The 22,402-nt window shown below is 68.2% G+C and carries 22 protein-coding genes; 9 read left to right on the top strand and 13 right to left on the bottom strand.

What is annotated here, in order from left to right; genetic code table 11:
* The first annotated feature begins 173 nt into the window (after positions 1 to 173).
* Complete coding sequence (locus ACTRWB_RS07065) at positions 174 to 1,019, top strand: helix-turn-helix domain-containing protein (RefSeq protein WP_412023710.1); 846 nt, start codon at positions 174 to 176, stop codon at positions 1,017 to 1,019.
* Between the two features lie 9 nt (positions 1,020 to 1,028).
* On the opposite strand, the gene ACTRWB_RS07060 is transcribed toward ACTRWB_RS07065, so the two are convergent.
* A complete protein-coding gene (locus ACTRWB_RS07060; protein WP_048245840.1) occupies positions 1,029 to 1,655 on the bottom strand; it encodes a LysE family translocator in 627 nt (208 codons plus the stop codon).
* 167 nt (positions 1,656 to 1,822) lie between these two features.
* On the opposite strand from ACTRWB_RS07060, the gene ACTRWB_RS07055 reads away from it, so the two are divergent.
* On the top strand, positions 1,823 to 2,287 hold the full coding sequence (locus ACTRWB_RS07055; RefSeq protein WP_129515837.1) for an Lrp/AsnC family transcriptional regulator: 465 nt from the start codon (positions 1,823 to 1,825) through the stop codon (positions 2,285 to 2,287).
* Here the strand turns inward: ACTRWB_RS07055 and ACTRWB_RS07050 are convergent.
* From ACTRWB_RS07050 to zigA, 5 genes are read right to left on the bottom strand one after another with little or no spacing between them, the layout of a single operon-like run.
* Positions 2,284 to 3,654 (bottom strand): dihydroorotase, encoded by a 1,371-nt coding sequence (locus tag ACTRWB_RS07050; protein ID WP_446901371.1) that lies wholly within the window; start codon positions 3,652 to 3,654, stop codon positions 2,284 to 2,286. The genes ACTRWB_RS07055 and ACTRWB_RS07050 overlap by 4 nt on opposite strands.
* 3 nt (positions 3,655 to 3,657) lie before the next feature.
* A complete protein-coding gene (locus ACTRWB_RS07045) occupies positions 3,658 to 4,218 on the bottom strand; it encodes a gamma carbonic anhydrase family protein (RefSeq protein WP_129515839.1) in 561 nt (186 codons plus the stop codon).
* Entirely contained in the window at positions 4,215 to 4,796 is a 582-nt protein-coding gene (locus tag ACTRWB_RS07040; RefSeq protein WP_446901370.1) for a 6-pyruvoyl trahydropterin synthase family protein, read from the bottom strand. Before ACTRWB_RS07040 ends, ACTRWB_RS07045 begins: the two co-directional genes overlap by 4 nt.
* Positions 4,790 to 5,710 (bottom strand): GTP cyclohydrolase FolE2, encoded by a 921-nt coding sequence (folE2, locus tag ACTRWB_RS07035; protein ID WP_419688461.1) that lies wholly within the window; start codon positions 5,708 to 5,710, stop codon positions 4,790 to 4,792. The genes ACTRWB_RS07040 and folE2 overlap by 7 nt, the downstream gene beginning before the upstream one ends.
* A 58-nt stretch (positions 5,711 to 5,768) precedes the next feature.
* The gene (gene zigA / locus ACTRWB_RS07030; RefSeq protein WP_193099728.1) at positions 5,769 to 6,977 is read right to left on the bottom strand and encodes a zinc metallochaperone GTPase ZigA; all 1,209 of its coding nucleotides are present in this window, start codon (positions 6,975 to 6,977) and stop codon (positions 5,769 to 5,771) included.
* 180 nt (positions 6,978 to 7,157) lie between these two features.
* Between zigA and ACTRWB_RS07025 the strand changes: the two genes are divergently transcribed.
* Complete coding sequence (locus ACTRWB_RS07025) at positions 7,158 to 7,967, top strand: hypothetical protein (protein ID WP_446901369.1); 810 nt, start codon at positions 7,158 to 7,160, stop codon at positions 7,965 to 7,967.
* A gap of 16 nt (positions 7,968 to 7,983) precedes the next feature.
* Here the strand turns inward: ACTRWB_RS07025 and ACTRWB_RS07020 are convergent, their stop codons facing one another.
* The 6 genes from ACTRWB_RS07020 to ACTRWB_RS06995 are packed head-to-tail and all read right to left on the bottom strand — an operon-like array spanning position 7,984 to position 14,234.
* Positions 7,984 to 9,195, bottom strand: coding sequence for an acyl-CoA dehydrogenase family protein (locus tag ACTRWB_RS07020; protein WP_446901368.1), 1,212 nt, complete (start codon positions 9,193 to 9,195; stop codon positions 7,984 to 7,986).
* Positions 9,192 to 10,049, bottom strand: coding sequence for a hypothetical protein (locus tag ACTRWB_RS07015; protein WP_446901367.1), 858 nt, complete (start codon positions 10,047 to 10,049; stop codon positions 9,192 to 9,194). The genes ACTRWB_RS07020 and ACTRWB_RS07015 overlap by 4 nt, the downstream gene beginning before the upstream one ends.
* 54 nt (positions 10,050 to 10,103) lie before the next feature.
* Positions 10,104 to 10,760, bottom strand: coding sequence for a methionine ABC transporter permease (locus tag ACTRWB_RS07010; RefSeq protein WP_048023409.1), 657 nt, complete (start codon positions 10,758 to 10,760; stop codon positions 10,104 to 10,106).
* Entirely contained in the window at positions 10,753 to 11,934 is a 1,182-nt protein-coding gene (locus tag ACTRWB_RS07005; protein ID WP_446901366.1) for a methionine ABC transporter ATP-binding protein, read from the bottom strand. The genes ACTRWB_RS07010 and ACTRWB_RS07005 overlap by 8 nt, the downstream gene beginning before the upstream one ends.
* An 18-nt stretch (positions 11,935 to 11,952) precedes the next feature.
* On the bottom strand, positions 11,953 to 13,362 hold the full coding sequence (locus ACTRWB_RS07000) for an LLM class flavin-dependent oxidoreductase (RefSeq protein WP_446901365.1): 1,410 nt from the start codon (positions 13,360 to 13,362) through the stop codon (positions 11,953 to 11,955).
* Positions 13,363 to 13,373: 11 nt separating this feature from the next.
* Positions 13,374 to 14,234: a MetQ/NlpA family ABC transporter substrate-binding protein gene (locus ACTRWB_RS06995; protein ID WP_412023701.1), complete on the bottom strand. Its 861-nt coding sequence runs from the start codon at positions 14,232 to 14,234 to the stop codon at positions 13,374 to 13,376.
* Between the two features lie 421 nt (positions 14,235 to 14,655).
* On the opposite strand from ACTRWB_RS06995, the gene ACTRWB_RS06990 reads away from it, so the two are divergent.
* The 5 genes from ACTRWB_RS06990 (at position 14,656) to ACTRWB_RS06970 (ending at position 20,869) form a co-directional block, all read left to right on the top strand.
* A complete protein-coding gene (locus ACTRWB_RS06990; protein WP_446901364.1) occupies positions 14,656 to 16,020 on the top strand; it encodes a 2-hydroxycarboxylate transporter family protein in 1,365 nt (454 codons plus the stop codon).
* 145 nt (positions 16,021 to 16,165) lie between these two features.
* The gene (locus ACTRWB_RS06985; protein ID WP_446901363.1) at positions 16,166 to 18,049 is read left to right on the top strand and encodes a sensor histidine kinase; all 1,884 of its coding nucleotides are present in this window, start codon (positions 16,166 to 16,168) and stop codon (positions 18,047 to 18,049) included.
* Positions 18,039 to 19,400, top strand: coding sequence for a sigma-54-dependent transcriptional regulator (locus ACTRWB_RS06980; protein WP_446901362.1), 1,362 nt, complete (start codon positions 18,039 to 18,041; stop codon positions 19,398 to 19,400). Before ACTRWB_RS06985 ends, ACTRWB_RS06980 begins: the two co-directional genes overlap by 11 nt.
* A 25-nt stretch (positions 19,401 to 19,425) precedes the next feature.
* Positions 19,426 to 19,755, top strand: a complete 330-nt coding sequence (locus ACTRWB_RS06975; RefSeq protein WP_446901361.1) for a DUF3579 domain-containing protein — start codon at positions 19,426 to 19,428, stop codon at positions 19,753 to 19,755.
* Between the two features lie 262 nt (positions 19,756 to 20,017).
* Complete coding sequence (locus ACTRWB_RS06970) at positions 20,018 to 20,869, top strand: alpha/beta fold hydrolase (protein WP_129515851.1); 852 nt, start codon at positions 20,018 to 20,020, stop codon at positions 20,867 to 20,869.
* A gap of 86 nt (positions 20,870 to 20,955) precedes the next feature.
* Here the strand turns inward: ACTRWB_RS06970 and ACTRWB_RS06965 are convergent, their stop codons facing one another.
* The gene (locus tag ACTRWB_RS06965) at positions 20,956 to 21,396 is read right to left on the bottom strand and encodes a PACE efflux transporter (RefSeq protein ID WP_343494739.1); all 441 of its coding nucleotides are present in this window, start codon (positions 21,394 to 21,396) and stop codon (positions 20,956 to 20,958) included.
* Positions 21,397 to 21,497: 101 nt separating this feature from the next.
* Here ACTRWB_RS06965 and ACTRWB_RS06960 point away from each other — a divergent pair, with 101 nt between their 5' ends.
* Positions 21,498 to 22,388 (top strand): LysR family transcriptional regulator, encoded by an 891-nt coding sequence (locus ACTRWB_RS06960; RefSeq protein WP_446901360.1) that lies wholly within the window; start codon positions 21,498 to 21,500, stop codon positions 22,386 to 22,388.
* Positions 22,389 to 22,402 lie beyond the last annotated feature (14 nt).

Raw genomic sequence — 22,402 nt, 5'->3', positions numbered from 1 at the left:
TGTCGTCAATATGCACGGCACCGGCCCATGCGTTTTCAATCGCGGGTCCGGCGTCGTCTCTCAGTTGGCACGGAGGCTATGGTAACGCAGCGCCGGGACGCGCCCGGGGAACGGCGCGATGCTTACCTCGCTGGTAATGCCCAACGCGCGCGGGATTGCCTATCATCTGGGTCATGAACCCGACCGCCGCCCTCCATTCGCCCTCCCCGTCCGCCAGCCGCGCATCCGGCATCGGCCCGCTGCTGCGCACGTGGCGGCAACGCCGGCGCCTGAGCCAGATGGCGCTCGCGCTCGACGCGGAAGTGTCCGCGCGCCACCTGAGCTTCGTCGAATCGGGTCGTGCGCAGCCGAGCCGCGACATGGTGCTGCATCTCGCGGAGCGTCTCGACGTGCCGCTGCGCGAACGCAATGCGCTGCTCGTCGCGGCCGGCTTCGCGCCGCTGTTTCGCGAGCGGCCGTTCTCGGATCCGCAACTGGATGCCGCGCGCCATGCGGTCGAAGCCGTGCTGCGCGGCCACGAGCCCTACCCGGCGCTCGCCGTGGACCGCCACTGGACACTGCTCGCCGCGAACCGGATGCTCGGCGCGCTGGTCGCGCAGGCCGATCCGTCGCTGCTGCAGCCGCCCGTCAACGTGCTGCGCCTGAGCCTGCACCCGGACGGCCTCGCGTCGCAAATCGTCAACTGGCATGAATGGCGCGCGCACATCCTGCATCGGCTGCAGCGGCAGATCGATGCGAGCGGCGACCGCACGCTGCACGCGCTGCGCGACGAGCTTGCCGCGTATCCGGCGCCGGCCGGCCAGCCCGACGACACGCAGGCGCGCGCCGACTTCGCGGATATCGCGGTGCCGCTGCGGCTGCGCACCGCAGCCGGCGAGCTGACGTTCTTCAGTACGACGACGGTGTTCGGCACACCGGTCGACGTGACGCTGTCGGAACTCGCGATCGAGGCGTTCTTTCCGGCGAATCCGGAGACGGTGGACGCAATGCGCGCGCTGGCGGACGCGCTGCCGGCTTAACGGCCGCCATCAGCGGCGCTCGAACGCCAGCTTGACGCCCAGCGCCAGCAGGACCACGCCGCTGACGCGATGCATGCGCGTCAGGATGCGCGGGTTGCGGCGGATCGACGCCGACAGCAGGCCGGCAAACAGCGCGACCGGCCCCTTGACGAGAAACGTCAGGCCGGCGAACGTCGCGCCCAGCACGAACAGCGACAGCATCGGATGCGCGGCGCCCGCGGGGACGAACTGCGGCAGGAACGCCAGATAGAAGAGCGCGACCTTCGGGTTCGACATGTTGGACAGCGCGCCTTGCGCGAACGTGCGCAGCCGCGATGCCGGCGCGCCGCGGCTGCTTGCGAGCGTCAGCTCGCCCGACGAACGCAGCAGCGTGATGCCGAGATACAGCAGGTACAGCGCGCCGACCACCTTCAGCGCGGTGAACAACCATTCGGATGCCTGAAGAAGCGCACCCAGCCCGAGCGTTGCGAGCATCGTGTGCACGAGCAGCCCGACGCTGACGCCCGCCGCGGTCACGAGGCCCGCGCGCGTGCCGCCGGACAGCGTGCGCGACATCACGAGCACCATGTCCTGGCCCGGCGTGACGATGATCAAAAGGGACGTGGCGATGAACGGCAGCCAGGATACGTGCAGCATCGGAGATCTCCTGAAGGGGATGGCCGGCACGGGCATCGCGCGCGTCGCACAGGCCGGCCGGTCGTCCGATTATCGGCGCGTTGCGGTGGAGATTGGATGCGTATTTGGCTATTTGAAATGCCGGATTTGGCGCTATTCTCTAGCATCCGCATCGATGGTAGTGAAAAATGCCAACCAAACTGGACGCGATCGACCGACGCATTCTGCGTGCGTTGCAACAGAACTCGAACCAGACGAACGCCGAACTCGCGCAACAGGCCGGACTCTCGGCCACGCCCTGCCTGCGCCGCGTGCACCTGCTCGAAGAGCAGGGCGTGATCGACGCGTATGTCGCGCTGCTGAACCCCGCCGCCGTCGACCTGAGGTTCACGGCGTTCGTGCGCGTCACGCTGGAGCGCCAGGACAAGAAGACGGTCGAGCGCTTCGCGCGCGAAATCGAGCAGGCGCCCGAAGTCCTCGAATGCCACCTGATGGCCGGCAGCTACGATTACCTGCTGCGCGTCATCGCGCGCGATCTCGACGACTATCAGCGCTTCCAGATGGAAACGCTCACGCAGATCGAAGGCGTACGCAACGTCGAAACCGAGATTCCGCTGAAGCGCATCAAGCAGACGGTGCGCCTGCCGATCTAGGCATCGAGAAACGTGACAGGCTGCCCTGCGGGCTGTCCGCTCAACGCGCCGTCGCGCACGGCGACCTGCCCACGCACGACCGTGTGCACGGGCCAGCCGGTGACCGCGCAGCCGTCGTAAGGTGTCCAGCCGCTCACGCTGGCGATCCATTCGTCGCGGATGATCCGGCGCGCGTGCAGGTCAACGATGCTGAAGTCGGCGTCGTAGCCGATCGCGACGCGCCCTTTCCCTTCGATGCCGAAGATGCGCGCCGGCCCGGCGCTGGTCAGGTCGACCAGCCGTTCGAGGCTCAGGCGGCCCGCATGCACGTGATCGAGCATCAGCGGCAGCAGCGTCTGCACGCCGGTCATGCCGCTCGGCGACTGCGGATAGGGCCGGCGCTTTTCGTCGCGCGTATGCGGCGCGTGATCGCTGCCGATCACGTCGACCACGCCGTCTCGGACGGCCTGCCACAATGCATCCCGATGCTGCCGCTCGCGCACCGGCGGGTTCATCTGCGCGAACGTGCCGAGCCGCTCGTAGCAGTCGGGCGCGTGCAGGCTCAGGTGATGCGGCGTGACCTCGACCGTCACGCGTCGCCGGTGCCGCGCGAGCCATGCCATTTCGTCCGCGGTGGACACATGCAGCACATGCAGCCGGCGACCCGTCTCGGCGGCCAGCCCGACGATGCGCCGCGTCGCGGCCAGCGCACTTTGCACGTCGCGCCAGTGCGGATGGTCGCGCACGTCGCCGCTCGCGTCCACGAGCGCCCTGCGTTCGCGCAGCCGCGCCTCGTCCTCCGCATGCACGGCCATGCGCCGCCGCCCGTTGCGCAGGATCCGGCGCAACACGGCTTCGTCGTCGGCCAGCAGATCGCCGAACGAACTGCCCATGAAGACCTTCACGCCCGCGCAGCCCGGCAGCCGTTCAAGCACCGGCAACCGCTCGGCGTTCGCGGCCGAGCCGCCGATGTAGAACGCGTAATCGCACCATGCACGGCCGCGCGCGAGATCCAGCTTCGCCTGCAGATCCTGCTCGCCCAGCGTCAGCGGATGCGTATTGGGCATCTCGAAGATCGTCGTGACGCCACCGAGCACCGCGCCGCGCGTACCGGCCTCGATGGTTTCCTTGTGCGTCAGGCCCGGTTCGCGGAAATGCACCTGACTGTCGACGACGCCCGGTAGCACATGCAGCCCGCCGGCATCGAGCAGCACGTCGGCGCTCCAGGTGCCGTGCAACGCGCCCAGCGCGACGACACGGCCATCCGCGCACGCGACGTCGATCCGCTCGGCGCCGTTGGGCGTCATCACCGTGCCGCCGTGCACGAGCAGGTCGACGTGGCGGCGCTTCGGCCCGTCGCTCCGTTCAGGTCGAATGTGTTCGCCCATGACTCAGAACTCGTTCTGGATGTGCTTGTAGCCCAGCACCAGCGCGTTGTTCGTGCGCGCGACGTCCTCGGAGAAGTCGCTCGCGTCGGCCGTCACCTGCGGCAACGCGGCAAGATCGGTTTCCGGCCCGATGCGTTCGGTCGAGCGCACGTAGAAACCCGGCGGCAGGTGACAGCCGTCGACAACCGCGTTGTAGCGCACCACGCAGCCGTCGTCGATGGTGCAGTTGAACAGCACGCTGTTGAACCCGACGAACACGCCGTCGCCGACCTGGCACGGCCCGTGGACGATCGCGCGATGCGCGATCGACGTATGCCGGCCGATGGTGACGCTCGCGCCCGACTTCGAATGAATCACCACGCCGTCCTGGATGTTCGAATGCGCGCCGATCACGATGGGCGCGATCCGGCCGTCCGGGTCCGTTTCGTCGGCGCGGATCACCGCGTACGGGCCGATGAACACGTTCTCCTCGACGATCACGAGCCCGCACAGGATGGCGGTCGGATCGACGAACGCGCTCGGGTGAATCTGCGGCAGGTCGCCGCGCGGGTTCTTTCTGATCATGAGGATTCCTGCTGAGAAAGGAGAGGGTCGCGCTTGAGCCGTTCGAACAGGCCCGGATCGCGCCACTGCGCGGCGACGGCCGGCGCGAACACGATGTCATCCAGGTCGATGCGGCCCATGCGCGGATTGAACGCATCGTCGCGAAAACACTGCGCGTAGCCGGTCTCGGTCTCGTGCACGATGACCGAATGCAGCCGCACGTCGGCCTCGCCGTTCGACATGTTCGTGCGGGACAGCACCGCATCGACGAGACGAAACAACACGCGCGAGAACTGCTCGGCGCTCGGCGAAACGGGCAGCAGCACCCAGCGCTCCGAGTGGCAGCGCATGCTGTCGAGATACCCCGGATCGTCGCCGGACCAGAGCGTCACCGCATGGTCGAACGCGTCGATCAGGTCGCGCACGTCGCCCTTGAGCAGCCCGAAGTCGTAGATCATCTGCCCGTGGTCCAGCGCATGCGCTTCGAGCACCAGCTCGACGCGGTACGAATGGCCGTGGATCGAATGCGAGCAGCGCCGCGTGCTGCAGCCGCGCACGACGTGCGCATTCTCGAAACGGAACAGCTTGCGGATCAGCATGCGTCGACGCCTTCGCGAACCGGCGCGGCCCACGCCACCGCATCGTGCGGATGCAGGCTTTCCAGATGACGCACGCGAACGCGCGGGTTCGCATGGCGGCCGTCCAGCGCGGCCTGGACACGGCGCGCGGCATCCTCGACGAACATCAGGTTCCCGCCGTTCAGCACCGCGAACGCCTGTTCGTCCGCACGCTTGACGGCCGTCTGCACCGGCGTGCCGAGCGCGTGCTCGATACGATCGATCAGGTCGATCAGCCCGAGTGTCGCGGCGTCGACGGGCAACGCCACGCTCACGACGGCTTCGCTGCGCTGGCTGTGCGGCGTGGCCGCCGTCGCATGCCGCTGCAACCACGCGGCGACCGCGGCCGGCGCCACGCGATCCTCGCGGCCGAACGCCGCCAGAAACGCCTGCTCGACCCAGTGCCGCGACAGCGCGGCCGAACACGGGCACGTCGACGAATAGGCGACCGTCACCTGCGCGCGCAGTTCGAACGCGTCGCCGGTCAGCACCGCGTCGACCCGAACCGGATAGGACTTCCACCCGGCCAGCCCGTCGGTGACGAGCGCCGCGCGGCGCGCCAGCAGGTCGAAACGCAGCCGCACCCGTGCGCTGCGCGACGCGCAGTCGCGATGGCTGTCGACCATCGCGCGCAGCATGCGCCGCAAACCGGCCGGCGACAGCGCCGCGCCGTCGCCGAGCGCGTCGAGCAGCCCGTACAGCCGCGACATGTGGATGCCCTTCACATGCGGCGCGGGCAAATCGACCTGCACGTCGGCGCGCGCATGCACGTCGCGCCGGCAGCCGGGCTCGGCGACGGCAACGGGCAGGTCGATGCCCTGCATGCCGACCCACTCGAGCGGGCGGCGGCCCGGTGCGGCATCGGTCAGGGAAATATCGGGAAGGGCTGCATTCATGCTCGAGATCCGGTGGAGCGCCTTCTCCATCCGGATCGATGCAGGAAGCGCGTTCAGGTCAGGGCCAGTCGTGAAACGGGTTGTCCCACGTGGTCCAGTGTTCGGGGCCGGTGGCCATTTCGGTATCGGTCAGCAGACACGCGTCGAAGCGCGCGCGCAGCGCGGCCTCGTCCATGTCCATGCCGATCAGCACGAGTTCCTGGCGCGCGTCGCCGACGTGCTCGTCCCAGCGCGCGCGGATCTGCGCGACGGCTTCCGGATCCTGCGGCCAGCGCTCGGGCGGCACGGCCGCCCACCAGTGGCCGGCCGGCCCGTGCCGCGCGACCGCGCCGGCCTGCGACCACGAACCGGCGACGGTCGGATGGGTGGCCAGCCAGAAGAACCCCTTCGAGCGGACGACGCCCGGCCATTCGCTTTCGACGAGATCGAAGAAGCGCCGCGGATGAAAGGGCCGCCGCGCGCGGTAGACGAAGCTGCGGATTCCGTATTCGTCGGTCTCCGGCGTGTGCGTGCCGCGCATCTCCTGCAGCCAGCCCGGCGCACGCGAGGCCGCATCGAAGTCGAACAAGCCCGTGTCGAGCACGCGTTCGAGCGGCACCTTGCCGAATTCGGCGATCTCGATCCGCGCACGCGGGTTCAGCCCGCGCAGCAGCGCGACCAGCCGCTCGCGCGCGCCGCCGTCGATCAGGTCGATCTTGTTGATCACGATCACGTCGCAGAACTCGATCTGGTCGATCAGCAGATCGACGACCGTGCGCGCATCCTCGTCGCCCATCGATTCGCCGCGCGACTGCAGGCTGTCGCGCGACGCGTAGTCGCGCAGGAAGTTGAACGCGTCGACCACCGTCACCATCGTGTCGAGCCGCGCGACTTCGCCGAGACTGCGGCCGTCCTCGCCTTCGAACGTGAACGTCTCGGCCACCGGCAGCGGCTCGGAGATGCCGGTCGATTCGATCACGAGCTGGTCGAAGCGCCCTTCGCGCGCGAGCCGGTCGACCTCGATCAGCAGATCCTCGCGCAGCGTGCAGCAGATGCAGCCGTTGCTCATCTCGACCAGCTTCTCGTCGGTGCGCGACAACCCCGCGCCGCCGTCGCGGACGAGCGCGGCATCGATGTTGACCTCGGACATGTCGTTGACGATGACCGCGACGCGCCGGCCCTCGCGATTGTTGAGGATGTGGTTGAGCAGCGTCGTCTTGCCGGCGCCGAGGAAGCCGGACAGGACGGTTACGGGGAGCCGCGTGGACGGATGGAGTGCAGTGCTCATCGGGCGATTCCGGTAGAGGACGTTGAGGATCGGATGATATATTGTATCGAAACGATATAACATATCATTTTCGGCGTCCAGCATGCGTGGTCGTGCGGCAGCGGTACCGCACATGTCATGCCAGTTGAAAGGTGCGCTTGATAAGCTCGCCGGCGAGACCGTTGGCCACCCACAACCACCATGAAAAAGAAAACTCTTGCCGCGTTGTCACTCTGTGTCGCGCTGCCCGGCGTCGCGCTCGCCCAATCGATCGCGGCCCCGGCGCTGAAGCCCGGCGATACCTGGACCTACATCAACACCGTCGAAATCGGCCCGAACGGCTGGCGCCAGACGCGCGACGAGATTTCCGTGCAGCGCACGACACCCGGACACATCTACATCGAAACCCGGCAAAGCGGCGCGACGCAGGCGCCCCGTGAATTGATCGTCGATGCGGACTGGAGCCGTGCGCGCAGCGTCAACGGCACGGAAACCGTGGTGAACCGCCCGTTCGCGTTTCCGCTGACGGTCGGCAAGACCTGGGCGCTCGCTTACACCGAGTCGCACCCGAATCCGCAGCATGCGTCGGAAGCGTACGACACGCACTACAAGGTCGTCGGCTCCGACACGATCACGGTGCAGGGCGGCAAGTTCGATGCGATCAAGATCGAGGCCGAAGGCACGTGGAAGGCACAGGGCGCGCCGGGGCAGTCGATCACGTCCGGCGTGTCCCGCACCTTGAACGGTTCGACGATCCTGATGCAAAGCCACAACAACGGCACCACGGAACAGACCGGCAAGACCTACAAGGCGTTCTGGTACGTGCCGGCGGTCGGACGCTGGGTGAAGTCGGTCGAGGAGTACTACGACACGAACGGCGTGCGGACCGCGCGCTATACGAACGAACTGGTGTCGTACCGGCGCGCGGGAACGGAAGGCAGTTCGTCGCTGGCCGGCCAGCCCGCGCCCGCGGCGGTGCCGCCGGAAGGCCAGCCTCCCGGCGATCAGTGACGCAGCGCGCACTCACTTACGTATAGAGCGACGCCTGCGGCAATTCCCCCGTCAGCGCGAACCGGCCCACGTCGCGCAGCCGGTAGTCGAGCGGATCGTGCAGCGTATGCGTGCGCGCGTTCCGCCAGAAGCGGTCGAGGCCAAGCGACGCGGCTGTCGCACGCGCACCGCATGCGTCGAACAGCGCCTCGCCGTTGTCGAGCGCCGCGCGCTGCGCGACGATCTTCGCGTCCGATACCGCCAGCGCCGCCTCGGCGCGCTCGTCCGTCGTCAACGCATCCCGCCGCACCCACGCGTGCTGCAACGCGTCGGCCGCGCGATCGGCCAGCGCCGCCGCGGCGACGGCCCGCACGCGCATGTCGCCGAAGCGCTGCAGCGTGTACGGATCATCGGCCGCCTGCACGGCGTCCGAGTGAATCCACGGCCGGCCATGCTTGAGCACGTAGTCGCGCGCGTCGGCCAGCGCGCCTTCCGCGAGCCCGACGAACAGGTTCGTCAGCACGAGCTGCGACACGAGCGTGCGCAGCGTCGCGCGCGGCGTCGGCGGCGACTCGGAACGGTGCAGCACCTCGTCCGGCGCGAGCGTCACGCCGTCGAAGCGCACGCTGCCGCTGTCGGTCTGGCGCTGGCCGATCGGATCCCAGTCGTCGTTGACCGTGATCCCCTGGCGATCGGTCGGCACCACGCCGAACACGGTGCGCCCCGTTTCCGGATCGTGCGCGGACACCGTCATCCGCTGCGAGCCGCGCGTGCCCGAACAGAAGCCCTTCACGCCGTCGAGCCGGTAGCCGCCATCGGGCGTCGCGGCGGCCACGAGCCGCGTGTCGAGCGGATTGACCGCATTGCCCCACCACCAGCGCTGCTCGACCGTGCCGTGCAGATAGCGCTCGCGCTGCGTGGCGCTGCCCCACACGTCGATGCTGACCACCTGCAGGCACTGGAACCCGACGAGATGCGCGAGCGCGCTGTCGACGCGCGCGATCTGCCGGATCGCGTCGTAGATCGCGGGCCACGCGGCTTCCTGCCCGCCGAACGCACGCGGCACCGCGAGCGTCAGCAGGCCCGCATCGGCCAGCCACTGCTTTTCCTGCGCCGCGTGACCGCCCGCACGGTCGCGTGCGGCGGCGGTCGCCCGCAGCGCGTCGATCGCGCGCGCCAGCGCGTCACGGTCGAAGGCAGGCACATCGGTATCCGGCGCGAGGGTCGCCGGGCCGCGTGGATCGTTCATGCGACGGCTTCCTGCAGTGCGGCTTCCCGCGCAACCGCTTCGCCCGACAGCGGCACCAGCGCGCCGAGCTTGCGGCCGGTCAGCCGCGACAGGATCTCGCGCCGCCAGTCGTCATAGATCGCGCGATATTCGGCGATGTCCGCGCCGAACACATGCGCGGTGTGCGCGTACTCGTCGTGCAGGTAACCGTCGAGCCGCGCCTGCGTTTCCTCGTCAGCCGCGATCACGCGATCGATCAGCGCATCGCGCTCCGCGGCCGGCAGCGTCGCGAGCCGCTCGAACCACCACTGGACGATCTGCACGCGATGCCACTCCTCGTCCGGCCGGATCCGGTTCTCGCCGTGTTCGCGCATCGCGCCGTCACCGATGCGGCCGGTCTTGCGCTGGATCCACAGCTTCGCGAGGATGTGCAGCTCGTAATGCCATTCGAACGCGAGAAAACCCGCGACGTCGCGCACCGCGATGTCGCCGATGCGCGCCCAGTGCGCGGCGACGAGCCGGTCGACTTCCGGCAGCGGATCGCGCCCGGTCAGTTCGGTCACGCGCTCTCGTCCGATCACCGCGTGCGCACCGTCGTCGCCGAGCTGGCGCGACAGGATCAGCTGGAAATGCGGATCATCGCGGAACAGCGTGTCGATCGCCTTCGCGACGACCTGCACGATGAACAGGTCGTGCGACGCCATCTTCGTGTAGTAGTCGGCGACGGCGGCCCGTTCGTCCGCATTGAGCGGCTCGCGCGGCGGCGTGGTCAGTTTGTCGGGAAAGCCGGGACGATGGCGTCGCGCCACGTCGAGAAACAGCGCTTCCTCGAATTGTCCGTTCCATTCGCGCGGCGCGCCGAGGGGCAAGGTCATGGGTAGGGTTCTCTCAGGTTCATGAATGAAACGAGCGCGTGCTTGTGGCACGGCTCAGGTGCGCCGGGTCACGTGTCGGACCAGGCGGTCGCCCGTGATTTGCACGGCCGAGACGAGCGCGATCAGGATCACGATCACGGTCGCCATGACGGTCGTGTCGAAACGCTGGTAGCCGTAGCGGATCGCGAGATCGCCGAGCCCGCCCGCGCCGACGGCGCCCGCCATCGCGGTCGAGCCGATCAGCGCGACGACGGTGATCGTGAAGCCGCCGAGCATGCCGGGCAGCGCCTCCGGCAGCAGCACGTGCCACACGATGTGGCGGCGCTTCGCACCCATCGCGAGCGCGGCCTCGATCAGCCCGCGATCGACTTCGCGCAGGCTCACTTCGGCGATCCGCGCGAAGAACGGGATCGCGGCGATCGACAGCGGCACGACGGCCGCCCATACGCCGATCGTCGTGCCGATCAGCACGCGCGTAAACGGCAGCAGCGCGACGAGCAGGATGATGAACGGCGTCGAGCGGAACACGTTGACGAGCGCGCCGAGCACGGCGTTCACGCCGCGCCGCGCGTAGATGCCGCCGGGCGCGGTCGTCACGAGGATCACCGCGAGCGGGATGCCGATCAGCGCCGCGATGACGGCCGACGCGGCGACCATCGACAGCGTGTCGCGGATCGCGTCGAGCAGTTCGGGCCACCAGAGCTCAAACATAACCGAGCACCTCCGCGTGATTCGCGTGGCGGCGCGCACGTTCGAGCAGCGCGGCGACCGCGCCGCCGCGTGTCGACGACTGGCCGGCTTCATCGGCGCGCGGCGACGCCGCGATCACGAGCCGCCCTTGTGCATGCCCCTGGATGCGCTCGATCCCGCCGTGCAGGAACCGCACGGAGCCGCCGAGCGCCGCCGCGAGCGCGCCGACGTCCGGCTCGCCGCCGCTCTCGCCCGTATAACGAACGTCGAGCACGACCTGCGCGCCGTCGGGCAACGCGGCCTGCTCGGACAGCGGCTGCACGCGCGCGGCCAGTTCGGCCGGCAGGTCGTGCACGAGCGTGCTGAGCAGCGCGCGCGTCGCGCCGTGGCGCGGATCGCCGAACACGCGCCACACGGGGCCCGTTTCGACGACTTCGCCCTGTTCGATCACCGCGACCGTGTCGCACACCGCGCGGATCACCTCCATCTCATGCGTGATCAGCACGATCGTCAGCCCGAGGCGGCGGTTGATGTCGGCGAGCAGCGCGAGAATCGACTGCGTCGTCTCGGGATCGAGCGCCGACGTCGCCTCGTCGCACAGCAGCACCTCGGGATCGTGCACGAGCGCGCGGGCAATGCCGACGCGCTGCTTCTGGCCGCCCGACAGGCTCGCCGGATACGCGTCGCGCTTCGCGGCGAGCCCGACGAGGTCGAGCAGCGCCTCGACCTTGCGCACGCGCTCGGCTTTCGGCACGCCGGCGATCTTCAGCGGCAGTGCGACGTTCTCGAACACCGTCTTCGCCGACAGCAGGTTGAAATGCTGGAACACCATGCCGGTGCGCCGCCGCAGCGCAACGAGCCCGTCCTCGTCGAGCGCGCCGACGTCGACGCCCTGCACGCGCACGCGGCCCGAGCTCGGCCGTTCGAGCCCGTTCACGAGCCGCAGCAGCGTCGACTTCCCGGCCCCGCTGCGGCCGATGATCCCGAATACCTCGCCGCGCCGCACGTCGAGCGTCACGTCGCGCAGCGCGGCGGCGTGGCCGCGCGGCGTCGCGAACACCTTGCCGACCTGCTCCAGCGACACGGCCACGCCGCCGGACGGCACGGTCGCCGCCGCTTCATGCGCCGTTGCAGTGGCGCCGGCCCGCGCGGCCGATGCGTCGATGAAACCCAGCGTATCGAACAATTGCGTCATCGCTTCGCTCCGTCACGTTCAGGCATGCGCGGGATGCGCGGATTCGGATACGGCGGCCGGCCGGTGCCGCGCGCCCGTGTGCCACGCGGGCAGGCGCGCGCCCGCGCCGAACAGCTTCTCGCGCAGCGTCGGCGCGGGATCGTAGTCTTCCTTGTAGACGCCGCGGTTCTGCAACTCGGGCACGACCCAGTCGACGAAATCCTCGAACGACTCGGGCATCACGGTGCGCGTCAGGTTGAAGCCGTCGATGCCGGTCTCGTCGATCCACGACTGCAGTTCGTCCGCGACCTGCGACGGCGAGCCGACGATCGGCGCATAACGACCGCCGAGCGACATCTGTTCGAGCATCCGGCGCACGGTCCACGTGCCGGTCGTGCTCTTGCGCGAGATCGCGTCGACGGCCGACTGGATCGAATCGGTCTTCACATACGAGATCGGCTCGTCGAGGCCGTACTTCGCGAAGTCGATGCCGGTCGAGCTCGCGAAATGCGCGAGGCCGGCTTCCGGGCTCGCATAACGCCGGTATTCGTCGAATTTCTCGCGCGCGAGCCGCTCGGTCTCGGCCGTCACGACGCTCACGCCGGCGAAGATCCGGATCGATGCCGGATCGCGGCCCTGCCGCGCGGCGGCCGCGCGGATGTCGAGCGCCGCCGCGCGCGCGGCGGCCTTGCTCTGCCCGTTCACGAACACGCATTCCGCGTGACGACCCGCGAACTCGACGCCGCGCGCGGACGAACCGGCCTGGTACAGCACCGGCGTGCGCTGCAGCGACGGCTCGCTCAGGTGGATCGCATCGATGGAATAGAACGGCCCGTCGTGCTTCACGCGCCGCACCTTGCCCGGCTGCGCGAACACGCGTGCTTGCGCGTCGCGGATCACCGCATCGTCGTCCCAGCTCTGTTCCCACAGCTTGTAGACGACGTCCATGTAGTCGTCCGCGCGCTCGTAGCGGTCGTCGTGGCCGATCTGTTGCGCGAGGCCCATCCCGCGCGCGGCGCTGTCGAGATAACCGGTGACGATGTTCCAGCCCACGCGCCCCTTCGTCAGGTGATCGAGCGTCGACATGCGGCGTGCGAACAGGTAAGGCGGCTCGTAGGTCAGGTTCGCGGTCACGCCGAAGCCGAGGTGCTTCGTGACCTGCGCCATCGCGGGCACGAGCAGCAGCGGATCGTTGACGGGCACCTGCACCGATTCGCGCAGCGCCGCATCGGGGCCGCCGCCGAACACGTCGTACACGCCGACGATGTCCGCGAGAAAGATCCCGTCGAACTTGCCGCGTTCGAGCGTCTTCGCGAGATCGGCCCAGTAGTCGAGATCGGTGTAATGCGCGGAGCGGTCGCGCGGATGCGTCCACAGTCCGTGATTGATGTGCCCGACACAGTTCATGTTGAACGCGTTGAGCAGGATCTTCTTGTTGTCGTTCGCCATGTTCGCCTCCGTCACCACGCGATCGCGTACAGCGAGCCGAACGCGTTGTCGAGCGCCTTGCGCACGGCCGGCGAGTGCTGGTAGATCGCGATGAACTTGCGGATGCGCGGATCGTTCACGCTGTCCGGCCGCACGACCCACTGGATCGCGAAATTCTTGTTCTCGGTGCCGTCGAACAGCAGCGCGCTGTTCGGGTCGGTCGTGCCGGCAAGCTTGATGAAGCTCGGGTAGCCCTGCGCGAGATCGACGTCGTCGAGCGAACGTGCGAGCTGCGACGCTTCGAGCGGGATGATCTTCAGGTGCTTCGGGTTGGCCACGATATCGTGGGTCGTCGCCCGGTAGTCGGCGCCCGGCTTCAGCGTGATCAGGCCCGCGCGCTGCAGCAGCAACAGCCCGCGCCCGCCGTTCACCGGATCGTTCGCGATCGCGACGCGTGCGCCGTCCTTCAGCTCGGCAAAGCTCTTCACCTTCTTCGAATAGAGGCCGATCTTCATGATCGTGCCGGGCGCGATCGACACGAAGTTGTAGCCGCCCTGCTTGTTCGCGTTCTCGAGAAACGGGATGTGCTGGAAGTAGTTGACGTCGATGTCCTTGTTCGCGAGCGCCGCGTTCGGCGTATTCCAGTCGGTGAACTCGATGATCCGCACGTCGAGCCCCTGCGCCTTCGCTTCCTTCGCGGCGATCTTCAGCGCGTCGATCTGCGGGCTGGTCGAGATGCCGACCTTCAGCGGCGCGGGTTCGGCGCGCGCGCCGTTCGGCAGCACGAGGCCAAGCAACGCCGCCAGCAGCGCGGCTGCCAGCAGGCGGGCCGGCCGGGCAAACCGCGCCAGTCGGCCGGAGGAAAAGCGGGCGGAAAAAACGGCATGCAGCATGGAAACCACTCTCCTGTCCAAAGACGGTATCGACGGATGAGCGACGCCGCGGCGAACGCGCGGGCGTTCTCCGGACAGTCGTCGTCGCATCGGAAAAGGATCAGTCGATGATAGAGAGCGGCGGGAGGACGGTCTACGAAGCGATTGTGCGAAGAAAATCGCGCGCGGCGATATGGCGCGCGATTGCGCTTGGCCGGGCGCCCGGCCGGCCCTCAGGCTGAAATCTCGGCCTGGCCACCGAGCGAATTCCGAAATCTCGGAACGCCGTTCGTGTGACTCTTTCCGCAGACGAAACAAACCCCTTGCGAATCAACGATCTGCAAGCTTCAAGGCAAACCGGACAGCTGGCACGGAGGTTGCGTAATAGACGGCACACAATGCCGCGAAGCAATGCAGGCATTCCAACATCAGGAGACACGTCTTGCAGACCTCTATCCATACCCCGCCCCATCCGGAGCCGATTGTCGAAGCCGGTCCCGCCAAGCGCGAACGCTTCTGGCCGGACGGCTGGTGGAAGCTGATGGAAATCCGCATCGGCATCATCCCGCTGCCCGTCTACTTCATCCTGCTCGCGCTGATCGTCGGTTTCGCGGTGACGGGCAAGGTGCCCGGCGAGATCTCGATGGCGATCGCCGTGCTCGCGTTCTTCGGCTTCACGTGCGCGGAACTCGGCAAGCGTCTGCCGCTGCTGCGCAACATCGGCGCGGCCGCGATCTTCGCGACCTTCGTGCCGTCGGCGCTCACGTACTACCACCTGCTGCCGAAGCCGGTGCTGAACCTGACGGTCGAATTCACGAAGTCGACCAACTTCCTGTACCTGTTCATCGCGTCGATCATCGTCGGCAGCATCCTGAGCATGGACCGCCGCGTGCTGATCCAGGGCTTCCTGAAGATCTTCATCCCGCTGGCCGTCGGTTCGGTCGCGGCCGCGATCGTCGGCACGGCGGTGGGCACCGCGCTCGGCCTCGGCGCACGCCACACGCTGCTGTACATCGTCGTGCCGATCATGGCCGGCGGCGTCGGCGAAGGCGCGATTCCGCTGTCGATCGGCTATTCGGAACTCATGCACCTGCCGCAGGGCGAGATGTTCGCGATGGTGCTGCCGCCGGTGATGCTCGGCAGCCTGACCGCGATCATCCTGTCGGGCGCGCTCGACATGCTCGGCAAGCGCCTGCCGCACCTGACCGGCAACGGCCGCCTGCAGGTCGGCGAAACGGGCGACATGACGCCGGAAAGCGAAGAGATCCGCGGCCACGTCGACGTCACGCACATCGCGGGCGCCGGCATCACCGCGATCACGCTGTACCTCGTCGGCCTGATGGCGTTCAAGCTGTTCGGCCTGCCCGCGCCGGTCGCGATGCTGTTCCTCGCGGTGCTCGTGAAGCTGGCGCGCGCGGTGTCGCCGCCGCTGCAGGAAGGCGCGTTCGTCGTCTACAAGTTCTTCTCGACCGCCGTCACGTATCCGCTGCTGTTCGCGATCGGCGTCGCGATGACGCCGTGGGACAAGCTGACCGCCGCCTTCACGATCGTCAACGTCGTGACGATCGTGTCGACCGTCGCGACGCTGATGGGCACCGGTTTCGTGGTCGGCCGCCTGATGAAGATGTACCCTATCGACACCGCAATCGTGAACGCCTGCCACAGCGGGCAAGGCGGCACCGGCGACGTCGCGATCCTGACCGCCGCGAACCGGATGCAACTGATGCCGTTCGCGCAGATCGCGACGCGCATCGGCGGCGCGATCGTCGTCACGGTGACGCTGATCCTGGTCGCGCACTTCGGATGATGCGCCGCCGCGCGCACCGTCGCGCCGGCTGCTTCGCACGCGCCGCCGCCGGCCTAGCCGACGCGCGGCGCGCGTCGTTCCGGACGGCCGGGTCCGGACGACCGGTTGGGCGGCCAGGGCCTGTTCACGCCGATAACGGGCTTCGATGAGGGCGAACGTGCAGAAGAGCTTCAAGGGTATCCCGTGGTGGGGCTGGGCGTCGGCCGCCGCGCTGTATGTCGGCGTGGCGGGCGCGGCCGTCGATTTCGCGTGGGAGCGCGCGATCGACGCGCTCGAGGAAACCGGCGCGCACCGGCTCGACCTGTATGCGTCGAGCCTGAAGAGCGAGCTCGGCCGCTTCGAGATCCTGCCCGGCCTGGTCGCGCGGCAGGACGGCGTGCGCGCGATGCTGAAGGCCGCGCCGCACGACACGCCCGCGCTCGTGCACACCGTGAACACCTACCTCGAAGCCGTGAACCGCGACGCGGGCAGCGGCGCCGTCGACGTGATCGACCTGCAGGGCGAAGTGATCGCCGCCAGCAACTGGAACGAGACGCTCAGCTTCGTCGGCACCAACGTGTCGTACCGGCCGTACTTCAAGGATGCACTCGCGCGCGGCAGCGGCCGCTTCTTCGGCATCGGCACCAACACGGGCGTGCCGGGCGTCTACTTCGCCAGCGCGGTGCGCGACGACGGCGTGCCGATCGGCGTGGCCGCCGTCAAGATCAGCGTCGATTCGCTCGAATCGGCATGGCGCGCGCCGGGCGTCGCCGCGATGGTCGTCGACAGCAACGGCGTGGTCGTGATCTCGACCGAACCCGCATGGAAATTCACCGCGCTGCGCCCGATCACCGCGCAGCAACAGCGCGACATCCAGGCGTCGCGGCAATACGCGGGCCGCACCGTCGACGCGCTGCCGTACCGCCGCATCGGCGATCGCAGCGCGGCCGCCTGGTTCGGCACGTTCCCCGACCTGCGGCACCCCGACCGCACCACCCGCTATCTCGTGATGTCGCGCCCCGCGCCGCAGGCCGGCGATTCGCTGATGGTGCTGCTCGACATCGCGGGCGCGCGGCGCCAGCAGCAGACGGCGTTCGTGTTCGTCACCGGCGCGTTCCTGATTGCCGCGCTGCTGGCCGGCTACGCGATCCAGCGGCGCCGGGCGATCGCGGCACGGCTGCGCGCGCAGGACGCGCTGCGCCGCGCGAACGACCGGCTCGAACTGACCGTCGCGCAGCGCACGGCCGCGCTGACCGCCGCGAACGAACAGATGCAGCGCGAGATCGTCGAGCGCGAGCGCACCGAGCAGCGGCTGCGCGATTCGCAGCAGGAAGTCGTGCACGCGGGCAAGCTCGCGGTGCTCGGGCAGATGGCCGCCGGCCTCACGCACGAGCTGAACCAGCCGCTCGTCGCGATCCGCACGCTGTGCGACAACGCACGCACGTTCTTCGAGCGCGGCCAGCCGGCGCCGGCGTATGCCAATCTCGAACGGATCGGCAAGCTGGTCGACAGCATGGCCGTGCTCACCGGCGAGCTGAAGACCTTCGCGCGCAAGCCCGACGTCGAGCGCGTCGCGGTGTCGCTGAACGAGGCCGTCGCGCATGCGCGGCTCATCTACGACGCGCGGATCCGCGACGAAGGCGTGCAGCTCGACGTGAACATCGCGCCCGGCACGGCGGTATCGGCCGAATCGAGCCAGTTGCAGCAGGTGATCGTGAACCTGCTCGGCAACGCGCTCGACGCGGTGCATGACGCGCCGGTGCGCCGCATCGTCATCGATGCCGCCGGGCCGGACGAGGCCGGCCGCGTGCGCTTCACGGTCGCCGACAGCGGCGCCGGCATCGCGCCCGAGGTGCTGCCGCACCTGTTCGAGCCGTTCGTCACGACCAAGCCGCGCGGCCAGGGCCTCGGGCTCGGCCTCGCGATCACGTCGCGCATCGTCGAGGCGTTCGGCGCGAAGATCGCCGCGACGAACCGCGACGAAGGCGGCGCGCAGTTCAGTATCGAATTCGCGGCGGCGACGCTGCAAAGGACAGAGCATGGAAGATGAGATTCGGGTGCTGGTCGTCGAGGACGATGAAAACGTCCGGATCGGCGTCGAGCAGGCCGTCGCGCTTGCCGGATTCCCGGTCGATGCGTTCGCGGCGGCCGCCGACGCACTTGCGCACGTCGCGCCCGGCGCGCCGGTCGTGATCGTGTCGGACGTGCGGATGCCGGGCATCGACGGGCTGCAGCTGCTCGATCGCGTGATGGCCGTCGATGCGCAGATCCCGGTCGTGCTGATCAGCGGCCACGCGGATATCTCGACGGCCGTCGGCGCGATGCAGGTCGGCGCGTACGACTTCATCGAGAAGCCGTTCTCGTCGGACGTGATCGCCGGCCGCGTCGCACGCGCGGTCGAGAAGCGCCGCCTGACGCTCGAGGTGCAGGGGCTGCGCGCGGCGCTCAACAACTGGCAGGGCATCGAGGCATTCGTGCTCGGCAAGTCGCCCGCGATGGCCGACGTGCGCAAGAAGATCCTGCGCCTCGCCGATACGTCGGTGTCCGTTCTGATCACCGGCGAGACGGGCACCGGCAAGGAACTGATCGCGCGCAGCCTGCACGACTTCGGCGGCCGGCGCGACGCGCATTTCGTCGCGCTGAACTGCGGCGGCCTGCCCGAGCAGATCTTCGAGAGCGAACTGTTCGGCCACGAGGCCGGCGCGTTCACCGGCGCGATCAAGAAGCGCATCGGCAAGATCGAATGGGCGCAGGGCGGCACGCTGTTCCTCGACGAGATCGAGACGATGCCGATTCAGCTGCAGATCAAGATGCTGCGCGTGCTGCAGGAGCGCGTGGTCGAACGGCTCGGCGCGAACGAATTGATTCCGGTCGACTGCCGCGTGGTCGCCGCATCGAAGGCCGACCTCGCGGAACTCGCGGCCGACGGGCGCTTTCGCGCGGACTTGCTGTATCGCCTCAACGTCGCGCAGATCGAGCTGCCGCCGCTGCGCGAGCGACGCGAGGACGTGCCGCTGCTGTTCGAGCATTTCGTGCTTGCGGCCGCGCGACGCTTCGGGCAGCCGGCGCCGGTCGTCACGGCTGCGCAGGTGTCCGAACTGATGACGCATGCATGGCCCGGCAACGTGCGCGAGCTGCAGAACGTGGCCGACCGCTTCGTGCTCGGGCTGACCGGCGACAGCCTGCTGTCGTCCGGCGGCACGCCGACCGCGGGCGGCACGCTCACGGAGCAGCTCGCGTATTTCGAACGGATGCTGATCGAGGACATGCTGCGACGTCACAACGGCAACGTCGCGGAGGCGAGCGTCGCGCTCGGCATGCCGAAGAAAACGCTTTATCACAAGCTGCGCAACCTGCGGATTCCCGCGCACGGCGACGCGGCAGCCGACGGCGGCGAATGACGCGAACGAGGACACGCACAACAGCATGGATCGCATCGAAGTCACCGAACACGGCCGCGTCGACGGCCACCTGATCCGCGGCGTCACACGCGCGCAGAAAACCTTCCGCCCCAGCGACTGGCCCGAGCGCCTCGCGGGCGTCATCACGCTGTTCGTCGGCGAACTGCGGCCCGGCTATCCGTGCGCGCTGTCGCGGCTCGCGATGCCCGTCGTCGACGGCGGCGTCAAATGCCTGATCGTGTCGGACGAACTGCGCAGCGTGTGCGCCGACGCGTTCGACTTCGCGATGCGGTTCGCCGCCGACAACGACCTCCCCGTCGAGCTTCAGACCGCGCCTGCATTGACGGTGCGCTGACGCGCGCGCCGCATCCGCGGCGTGCGCACTTCCCCGCTTTTTTCGATGCGATCGCGCACGCGCGCAGGCCTTCGCACGCCCCTTCGGCCCGCTCAGACCGTCAGACGATTGAAAGAATCTCAACACACGACCACGGCCCGACAAGGCTTTGCGGCCGAGCCATCAATAAAATTGATCGTCACGATGAAAATTATGCGTTTTCCTTGCAGGTCGCCGTGATGCATAGTTGCGTCGAGTTGACGCACCTTTGAGTCTTTCAGTCATGAACATGCGAATCGAGCCGTCCGTGCTCGCGAACCCCGACCTGCAATTTGCGACGCTTTCGTCAGGCATCAGCCTGCCGTATGTCGAGCGGGGCAGCGGCGCGCCGATGGTGTTCGTGCACGGTTCGCTGTGCGACTACCGCTACTGGGATCCGCAGCTTGCATCGCTGTCGGCCCACTACCGCTGCATCGCGCCGAGCCTCAGCCACTACTGGCCGGCCGTCGAAGCGGGCATCCAGGACGAGTTCAGTTGGCAGAACCACGTCGACGAGCTCGCCGAATTCATCGACGCGCTCGATCTCGGCCCCGTGCATCTGGTCGGCCATTCGCGCGGCGGCAGCGTGGCATTCAACGTCGCACGCCAGCATCCGCATCTCGTCGACACGCTGACGCTCGCCGATCCGGGCGGCCCGCTGCAACAGCAGGGCGTGCGCGAAGCCGCGCTGCCGGCCGCCGCGCTCGCGCTGCGCACGAAGGCCGTGAACCTGATCGGTCAAGGCGACGTCGAATCCGGTCTCGAGATGTTCGTCGATTCCGTGAGCCTGCCCGGCGCATGGAAGAAGAGCACGTCGCGCTTTCGCACGATGGCGATCGACAACGCGAGCACGCTGCCGAAGCAACTGCGCGATCCGCTGCCCGCGTATTCGCAGCACACGGCCGGCGATATCGCGTGCCGCACGCTGCTGATCGACGGCCAGCGCAGCCCGAAGATGTTCCGCAACAACGTCGACACGCTGTCGCAGTGGATCGGCGATGCGCAACGGCAGACCGTCGCCGGCGCGTCGCACGGGATGAATGCGGCAAGCCCCGCCGTGTTCAACCGCTTCGTGCACGAGTTCATCGCCGCGTAATTTCCCGGGCGGCGTTCGTTCCGCCCGATATTCCCCGTTTCATTCCCCGCACGATGCGGGCGCCCGTCCGCATCGAGGGCGCCCGGTTACGCCGCCGCCTCCGACTTGCGCGTCACCGCATCCGGCAACCCGAACACGCTGTCGAACGCCCAGTTGTACGCGAACGTGAAGATCGGGAAGAACACGATCAGCACTGCGTCGTACAGGAACGCCTGCAGCAGCGACACGTCGAGCCACCACGCGATCAGCGGAATCAGGAACGTCACGAGCGCGACCTGAAAACCGATCGCATGCAGCACACGACGCCCGACGGTGCGCGTCGTCGCCGCGCTCCGCCGCTCCCATGCTTCGAACGCGAGGTTGTACAGAAAATTGACGGTGACGCCCGTCGTCGAAATCATCACGCCGAGCAGGCCGCTCGTCGCCGCGCTCGCGCCGCTCAGCATGCCGAGCACCGACGACGCGACGAGGATGCCGAGCACCTCGAACATCACGACGTAGACTATGCGTCTCTTCCACCCTTGCATGACCATCCACCTTCCTCTCGAACAAGGTGGCGAGACTATCAGCGGGTCCGTCGTCCGCAAAAGTCAGGTCCTTTCAATTTTTCTGACAGGAGAGGCCGCACATGCTGACCAGCGACCACATCGACATGCTGCTCACCGTCATCGACAAAGGCTCGTTTTCGGCGGCCGCGCGCGCGCTCGGCCGCACGCCGTCGGCAATCAGCATGGCGATCGCGAATCTCGAGGCCGAACTCGATCTCGTGTTGTTCGACCGCGGCACACGGGAACCGACGCCGACTGCCGCGATGGCCGCGCTGTTGCCCGATGCGCGCTCGATCGCCGAGCAGTTGCAGGTGCTGCGCGCACACGCGCAGCACTTGTCGGAAGGCGTCGAGGACACGCTGCGGCTCGGCGTCGCGGCCGAGATCGACAGCGCGCCCGTCGCCCGCGCGCTGACGGCGGTCGCCGCGAAATATCCGGCGCTCGCGATCAGTGTCGTCACGGCACCGCAGGACGCGATCGTCGACGCGCTGCATCGCGCCGCCATCGATCTCTGTGTGGCGTACTGCGGGCTCGACCTGCATCCGCAGGAGCAGATCCACGCGCTGTGGACCGAGACGCTCATTGCCGTCGCTGCGCCGGCGCATCCGCTGATCGCCGAAGGCGCACATCCGGAAGCGATCGAACGGCTGTCGGGCTTCCGGCAGATCGTGATCGCCGATCCGGAGCGGCCGTTGACCGACGTTCGGCCGTTGATCGGCAACCGCACGTGGAAGGTGACCGACATGACGACCGCGATCGCGCTCGTGAAGGCCGGTCACGGTTGGGCGAACCTGCCCGCGTCGGTGATCGGCGGATACGTCGCCAACGGCGAACTCGCACCGCTCGTGTTCGAGAACATCCGCAACGGCTTACCGCTGCCCGTGTACCTGCGGCGGCCGAAGCACACGGGGCTCGGCAAGGCGGCGAGCGAACTGGTTCGCGCGCTGCGCACTGCATGCGACGGCAGGTAGCCGGTGCGGCGGCG

The organism is Burkholderia sp. YIM B11467 (genome assembly GCF_052952715.1).
The sequence above is the reverse complement of the archived record's forward strand: the minus strand, read 5'-3'. Positions and strand labels throughout refer to the sequence as shown.